This is a genomic window from Anaeromassilibacillus sp. An250, from assembly GCF_002159845.1.
GTDB lineage: Bacteria > Bacillota > Clostridia > Oscillospirales > Acutalibacteraceae > Anaeromassilibacillus > Anaeromassilibacillus stercoravium.
This window is the reverse complement of sequence record NZ_NFJK01000025.1, coordinates 23,889-30,119: the sequence shown is the minus strand read 5'-3', so window position 1 is coordinate 30,119 and position 6,231 is coordinate 23,889. Positions and strand designations below refer to the sequence as shown.

Sequence of the window (6,231 nt, the reverse complement as noted above, 5' to 3'; positions counted from 1 at the left end):
AGCGCCTGTCTGCAAAACGCAGACAGGCGCAAATGAACTATTAAACGCTTTTATGTAATCATACAGTTCATACTCATGAGCAAAATGTGCCCCGGTGGTGACCGGGCTTTTTTTGAAAGGTTAGGGGGATGGAAAAGGAAAAAGGACACGGCGATACCTCCCGGACACCGCCGTATCCTTAAAAAAGGGCGACTTTAATACACCCCCCGTATTCTCATTTTTTGAAAACGGCGGCCTTGATGTATTCAAAACCGCCATCTGTTAGACATAAAATGGGCATGGAAAATAGTCTGCCAAGCAGCGGTTTTTTTCTTTTCTGCCGCCGGCAGATTTTTTATATTTGGGATATAGGTTAATTAGTATCAGATAACACTCATATACTCCAAGCTATGCATTCCTTCTACATTGGGGACAACCACTGTCTCCCATCCTGTCCAGCGGAATACCTTATAAAGCCGTCCGCCTTGCAGATAGTAGATGTAACTCCCGTCTACGACAAAGGATGTAATGGAGCCTACATCTTCCAGCAGTTCATCCACCGTCGGTTCATAGTCAAGCAGCCCCCAAAAGGTCGCCGTGTTATCAGCGCCGGTGCTGAAGTAAAGCCGTGTAGAGAAATCCTTGAAGTTGATTCGGTAAATCTGAAAGCCATCCCCCACCTCGCCGCTGGAGACATAATAACAGGCATCCTCGTCAACATAGATGCTGGAGATAGCCCCGGATTGTCCAAAGGGATCACGGGTCAGCAGGATGGCCTCGCCTGTGGCCTTGCTGGTCGCGGTGATGGTGTTCTCCACCATATCAAGCTCTACCGTGTAGGTGCTGTTTTCTCCCTCGGACGCATCGGCCAGAAAATCATGCGTAATCTCACTGGAATTGCTGTGCCCGCAGCCAGTCAATGAAACGGTCATGCAGAGTATGAGCACCGCTGTCAGGAGCGGGCGGGCAGAAATGGCCTTCCGCCTGCCGACATAAAATCTGAGACAAAGCCACACCAGCAGACATACGATAGCCAAGAACAGGACTATCAAAAAGCCGAACTGCTCCGGTGTGATGCCCGGAAAGGTTACTATATCAATCAAGTTCCAGTCCTCGTCATATCCAACTTCTGTAAGTGTCCCCCACACATAGCCGGTTCCGGCCAGCAGACCCGCCGGGAGCGGAAGGACATATTTGAGAAAGCTACCGCCGATCAAATGTGGCAGAATAGAAACCGCGATGCCGGAAAATGTAGTCAGCACCGTCTGCCGGAACAGGATGGAGAGAAGGGCAATCAGGATAGCAAACCAAGCAGCCCCCAAGCACCTGGACAAGACTACAATCCCATACGCCTGCCCAACGGAAATATAGTAGGGAGAATTTTCAAAAAAGGACAGGCTTTGCAGCGGATAGGATGCTCCATCCAGACCAACCGACAAGGCGACAACGACAAACTGTACCAACTGGAACAAAGCCGTTGCCAGAATTGCCAGAGCCGCCAATGAGCCCAATTTGATCCCAGCCAACCGCCCCCGGCCGTTTCTGCAAGAGCGGAGGATCTGCGCCATCCCGCACTGGTACTCCCCGCAGAACACCGGAACACAGAGCGCCAGCAGAAATAGTAACAGGATTACATTCACGCCATCGTGGGTCAGCAATGTGTCCCATCCCCTCTCATCCATGAGAAAACGATGAGCGGGGTCCTCTTTTGCGTAGTAATACTGGTTGTAGATGGTTAAAAAGGCGGCCTTCCTGCCATCATCGGAGCGGGTGGCTTCTGCGTACTCCGCCTCCATCTCCCGCGCCTTCTCCTCTGTGATCTCACCTTGCCAGCGTTCCATGTAGGTCAGGTAGGTATCTTCGTTCCGATCAATCACATAACTGCTGTCGTAGCCGCTACCGACGCAAAAGACTGCATAAGCCGCCAGAGCAATCAGAAGAAGTAAAAGCCCTTTATGATGAAATAATATCTTCTTTAATTCTACTTGCAGCATGATTTCCTCCTGATTGCTATGACCAGCAGACACGCGATTACAACTTGAACGATCAGAACCACGAAAAGTCGGAGCAGATATATCCCGCTGATGCTCACCCCGGACAGGCTTTCCAGCAGTTTACTGCCGCTGGTCAAGGTGAATGGGCTGATACAAGCGAGGACCTGTTTCCACCACACGGGGGAGAGCGCCCAGCCAGCGCAGTAGTTCAATGCCACGCCAAGCCCCAATCCCATCAGGCATGGATAGAGTGATTTTTGGAAACAGGCGGACAGGAGAATCAGCAAGAGTGCTGTCACACTGAAACCGATGGCCTTCAACCCGCAAATCAATCCATAGAATAGCAAAATCGAGCCGGAGAATGGAGTATATTGATAACTTTCGATGGCATAGAGCGGGCTACCCCAGCCATCAAAACCGCACAAAAGCCCAAATACCAGGAGGTTTAACAGGGCGAACAGGATTGTCAGTATCCATGCAAATATCACTCCAGCGCCGCATTTGGAAATAAACAGAGGCCATCTGCCTCGTTTGCAGGAGGACAGAATCAAGGTCATCCCGTTTTCCTTCTCCCGGGTGAATGCGGGCGCTACCGCCAAAATGAGTAAAAGCAGGATCAGTAGATCGGAAAAGTCATAGGACAGCAGAGCTTCCCAGCCGTCATACAGATAAAATGCAGGAATTGTTCGGCCTGCATAGTGATGGAGAATGTAGGCATTTTCTGCCGCTCCCGCTGTGTTACCTCTCTCTTGATAGAAAGTCATATTTTCTTTCGCCTGGGCCAGAATCTCCTCCATATCAGAGGAATATTTGACACTGTACTCCATGTGGGGATAGAAGTAACTGTGGAGCAGATAGTAGTCGCCAAAGATATAGCCGCTGTAAGTCCCCTCCTGCGGCTCCCGGCTATATGTTCCATCTGCCGTCAAAGCGTCCAACCGCTGGTACTCTGACGTGAGAAAACGCACGGTTTCCTCTGTAATGGGGCCTTTGATCCGCTCATAGATGGTGTCGTAGCCTGCCTGCATTCCGCTTGTATTGGCCGCAACGGGCCGTATCTCTCCGGCGTGATAGTCTGCAATGATTTTGACCGTATTCAGACACAGGAACAGCGCCAGCGCAATCAGTGTATAGCGCCGCAGGATGCCTTTTCTGGCCTCCAAATAGAGAAAACTCATATCTGTCCCTCACTTGGCTGGAAAAAGGTGTGCAGGAACACATCGTCCAGATTTGGGGATACCGGCTTTGCGCCTCGGAGCGGTTTCCCATCATCCACAATGCGCAGCAGATAGGAGCCATCCTGCTGCTTGATATTGCTCACGCAGTAAGTGTCCACCATCAGAGCCATATCCGCCTCATTGACCGACACTTCCCACACCTTTCCCTGGATGCTCTGCTCCAGTTCCCTGGGCGTACCCTGCATGACCAATGTCCCCCTCCGAAGCAGGAGGATATCTTTGGCGATATATTCCACATCGGAAACAATATGGGTAGCTAAAAGGATGATGCGCCCCTTGGCCAGACGGGAAATGAGATTGCGGAAGCGAATCCGCTCACCAGGGTCAAGGCCCGCCGTTGGCTCGTCCAGCACCAGCAGTTTGGGGTCGTTCAGAATGGCCTGGGCGATCCCCAGCCGCTGCCGCATCCCACCGGATAACGCCCCGATCCGCTTGCTGCGGTTTTCCTCCAGGTTGACGAAAACCAGGGCCGCGTCGATGCTCTGTTTTGCGTTTGCCACCCCTTTTACTTGACACATATAGTCCAAAAATTCCTGTACGGTAAAATTTGCATAGAACTGAGGGTACTGGGGCATATAACCAATCTGGTCGAAGTAGCGCCCGCCCATCTGGACGGTGTTTTCCCCGTCCAGATGGATCACGCCGCTGCTGGCAGGCAGTATTCCAATCAAAATGTTGATCAGTGTCGTTTTTCCAGCCCCATTTGGCCCCAGCAGACCGTAAACGCCTTCTGTCAGAGTAGCGGATACATTTTGGAGCGCGGGATATTTTCCATAAAATTTTGTGATGCTTTCAAGTTCCAGTTTCATCATGTATTCCTCACGGGAGGTCAACCGCTTGTGAGAGGGCATAGCCGTCATCCGTGCCCAAAGCTGCATAGGCGGAATGGCCGATGACCCAAATCTCATAGGGTTTGCAGTTTGTATCCATCGTATAGGTTTCATCCAAAACTTTTGTGCCATCGCTGACCTGATAGGCCCGCAGAGTGCCGCTTGGGCTGTCTCCACCCGCACAGGTCACAATGTACTGGCCGTCTGCGGATACGGCGGCAATCCCGCTTTCATCTCCGCTCTCCACGTTGATTACCTTCCCCTGCTGCTGGGACAAATCCAAAAAGAGGACAGAGCCGGTCTGCTTTGCGCCTCCCATGCTGGCGGGCAGAATCGTATCGGAAACAGCGGCATATTCTCCGTTCACAGAGAGCATAGAACCGGAAAAGCCCTCAGCAGAAAAAACAGCGGCGGCGTTGTTGCTCAGATCAATCGAGCCGTAGGCCGTGGTATTTTCCTGCCCGTCCAGGCTTCCGAAAAAGGCAAGATAGTTTCCGCTGCCACTGTACCCGACCCCCTCAAAATAAACGGTTTCGCTCATGGCCGGAGTGATTTCTGTCAGCTCCTGCGTCTCAAAGGTATATTGATAGAGGCTGGGCCCTTCCGCATATACAAGGGCTTTCCCGTCCGGCGCAGCGGCAAAGACAGAGCCCCAAAGCCCATTTACCAATGCCTCGTCCGTCAATTCATAGCTATCCACCAAATTAAGGCTCTGATCGAACAGCCAGTAATACAGCTTTTCCGCAGAACTGTCGCCAGAAATCACCGTGACCCCGCCGGTGTCCTGCACATCCGCCGCTGTCTGGCTGGACAGCATGACGATGGCGCCCTCGCTGGTCTTGTCTGTTAACAGAGGTGTTTGGGCGGCATCAAAGGCGTAAGTAGCTATCACTTCGCCGGTAGACAAATCGGTCAGTTTCAGCTCATCGGATGTATAATCGTACTCCGGCGAGAGAAAATTGGCCGCGCTGCCGGCTGCCTGTTCCGCCGATTCGTCAGGAACCTGTTGGGCGTTCGCTGAGGGATCGCTGGACGGATTTCCGGTGTTTGCCGCCGGTTCGTTGCCTCCGCAGGCGGAAAGCAGAGAAAGACTGAGTGCAAGTGCAAGCAAAATACTGATTCTTTTCATGTTCGTTAAACCTCCTCGTTGACCAAAAGTACAGATGCTGTCTTAACTGGATTATTGATCTCAAGCTCCCCATCTTCCGGGGTAACGGCAATGGCATAGACCGTGTTCAGCGTGCCAAGCTCTGAAGTATCGATTTGGAATTTAGCTTCTACCATCTGGTTTTTTACAGTCCGAACAGAGAGATAGTCCGCTCCATTGAGTTGGACAGGCTGATGGTTGATGAACAGAGTAATATTGAACTCCGCCTCCGGCCCGCCGTAGAGCTGCACGGTAATCGTCGCTGTTTTCCCATCTGCCTGAATGTAATTCCCATCTTCTACACCCAGGGACAGGGTCGCCGTTGTGTCCAGGCTATCGGTCGTGCCCCACGCAGCGAGGGTATCTAATATGTCCTGCGGCAGATCCACCACATTGTAGTCCGTACCGGCTGCCGCCAATGTCTGTGCGGGTGCGTCTGCTGCAAAAGAAATCTGTCGGGATGTGGTTGCAGATTCCTGGTGGTGAAAGCCATAGCGCGGATTATCCGGCCCCTCTGCTACAAAACTGGGTTCCAGAATTGTGACAGCCATAACAGGGACCGTTTCCCCCGCTTTGCCTGTCACGGGCTGGAATACCATGTTGAAATTCTCCTGCTGTTCATAGTCCAGGTTAAAGACCTGCATATAGCTTTCCCCAAGCTCTGTACCATCCTCATAGACTGCGGAATAGGGCTGGGCCACCCCATCCACAAATAGGAGGACGCCGATCTCCGTGGTCTTTCCAGAAGATGCGCCAGTTATGGAGAAGGGAATTTCCAAGGGCTCACCATTGTAGGTATAAACCGTGTCCATCGGATCTTGCAGGCCAAATTCCGCAGAGCCCATCTCATTGTCTGCCGGCTCCTCCTCAAAATAAGCGTCCAAGTCGTTTGATTCGTCCGGGGCCGGGTCGCTGGCCTGCGGTGCGCTGCACCCAGCCAGCAAACATACAAGCGCCAAAGAGAAAAAAAGAAGTCTGTGCATAAAAAATACTCTCCTTATCAGTAGGATAAGGAGAGCATAATGGGAAAAGGTCTACGATTG

General features: G+C 52.0%; 5 protein-coding genes. All 5 read right to left on the bottom strand.

Features of this window, described 5'->3' with window-relative positions; all coding sequences use genetic code 11:
- Nucleotides 1–362 precede the first annotated feature (362 nt).
- Genes B5F54_RS15825 through B5F54_RS15805 form a run of 5 tightly spaced genes read right to left on the bottom strand, consistent with a single transcriptional unit; the run spans nt 363 to nt 6,171 of the window.
- Nucleotides 363–1,973, bottom strand: coding sequence for a hypothetical protein (locus tag B5F54_RS15825; protein ID WP_087235156.1), 1,611 nt, complete (start codon nt 1,971–1,973; stop codon nt 363–365).
- Entirely contained in the window at nt 1,961–3,151 is a 1,191-nt protein-coding gene (locus B5F54_RS15820) for a hypothetical protein (RefSeq protein WP_087235155.1), read from the bottom strand. Before B5F54_RS15820 ends, B5F54_RS15825 begins: the two co-directional genes overlap by 13 nt.
- The gene (locus B5F54_RS15815; RefSeq protein ID WP_087235161.1) at nt 3,148–4,020 is read right to left on the bottom strand and encodes an ABC transporter ATP-binding protein; all 873 of its coding nucleotides are present in this window, start codon (nt 4,018–4,020) and stop codon (nt 3,148–3,150) included. Before B5F54_RS15815 ends, B5F54_RS15820 begins: the two co-directional genes overlap by 4 nt.
- A gap of 10 nt (nt 4,021–4,030) precedes the next feature.
- Nucleotides 4,031–5,170 (bottom strand): hypothetical protein, encoded by a 1,140-nt coding sequence (locus B5F54_RS15810; RefSeq protein WP_087235154.1) that lies wholly within the window; start codon nt 5,168–5,170, stop codon nt 4,031–4,033.
- Nucleotides 5,171–5,175: 5 nt separating this feature from the next.
- The gene (locus B5F54_RS15805; RefSeq protein ID WP_087235153.1) at nt 5,176–6,171 is read right to left on the bottom strand and encodes a hypothetical protein; all 996 of its coding nucleotides are present in this window, start codon (nt 6,169–6,171) and stop codon (nt 5,176–5,178) included.
- Nucleotides 6,172–6,231: the final 60 nt, after the last annotated feature.

What these genes read in the sequence shown, in the direction of transcription:
- B5F54_RS15825 (WP_087235156.1), bottom strand. Translation starts at nt 1,973, where the DNA reads ATGCTGCAAGTAGAATTAAAGAAGATATTATTTCATCATAAAGGGCTT.
- B5F54_RS15820 (WP_087235155.1), bottom strand. Translation starts at nt 3,151, where the DNA reads ATGAGTTTTCTCTATTTGGAGGCCAGAAAAGGCATCCTGCGGCGCTAT.
- B5F54_RS15815 (WP_087235161.1), bottom strand. Translation starts at nt 4,020, where the DNA reads ATGAAACTGGAACTTGAAAGCATCACAAAATTTTATGGAAAATATCCC.
- B5F54_RS15810 (WP_087235154.1), bottom strand. Translation starts at nt 5,170, where the DNA reads ATGAAAAGAATCAGTATTTTGCTTGCACTTGCACTCAGTCTTTCTCTG.
- B5F54_RS15805 (WP_087235153.1), bottom strand. Translation starts at nt 6,171, where the DNA reads ATGCACAGACTTCTTTTTTTCTCTTTGGCGCTTGTATGTTTGCTGGCT.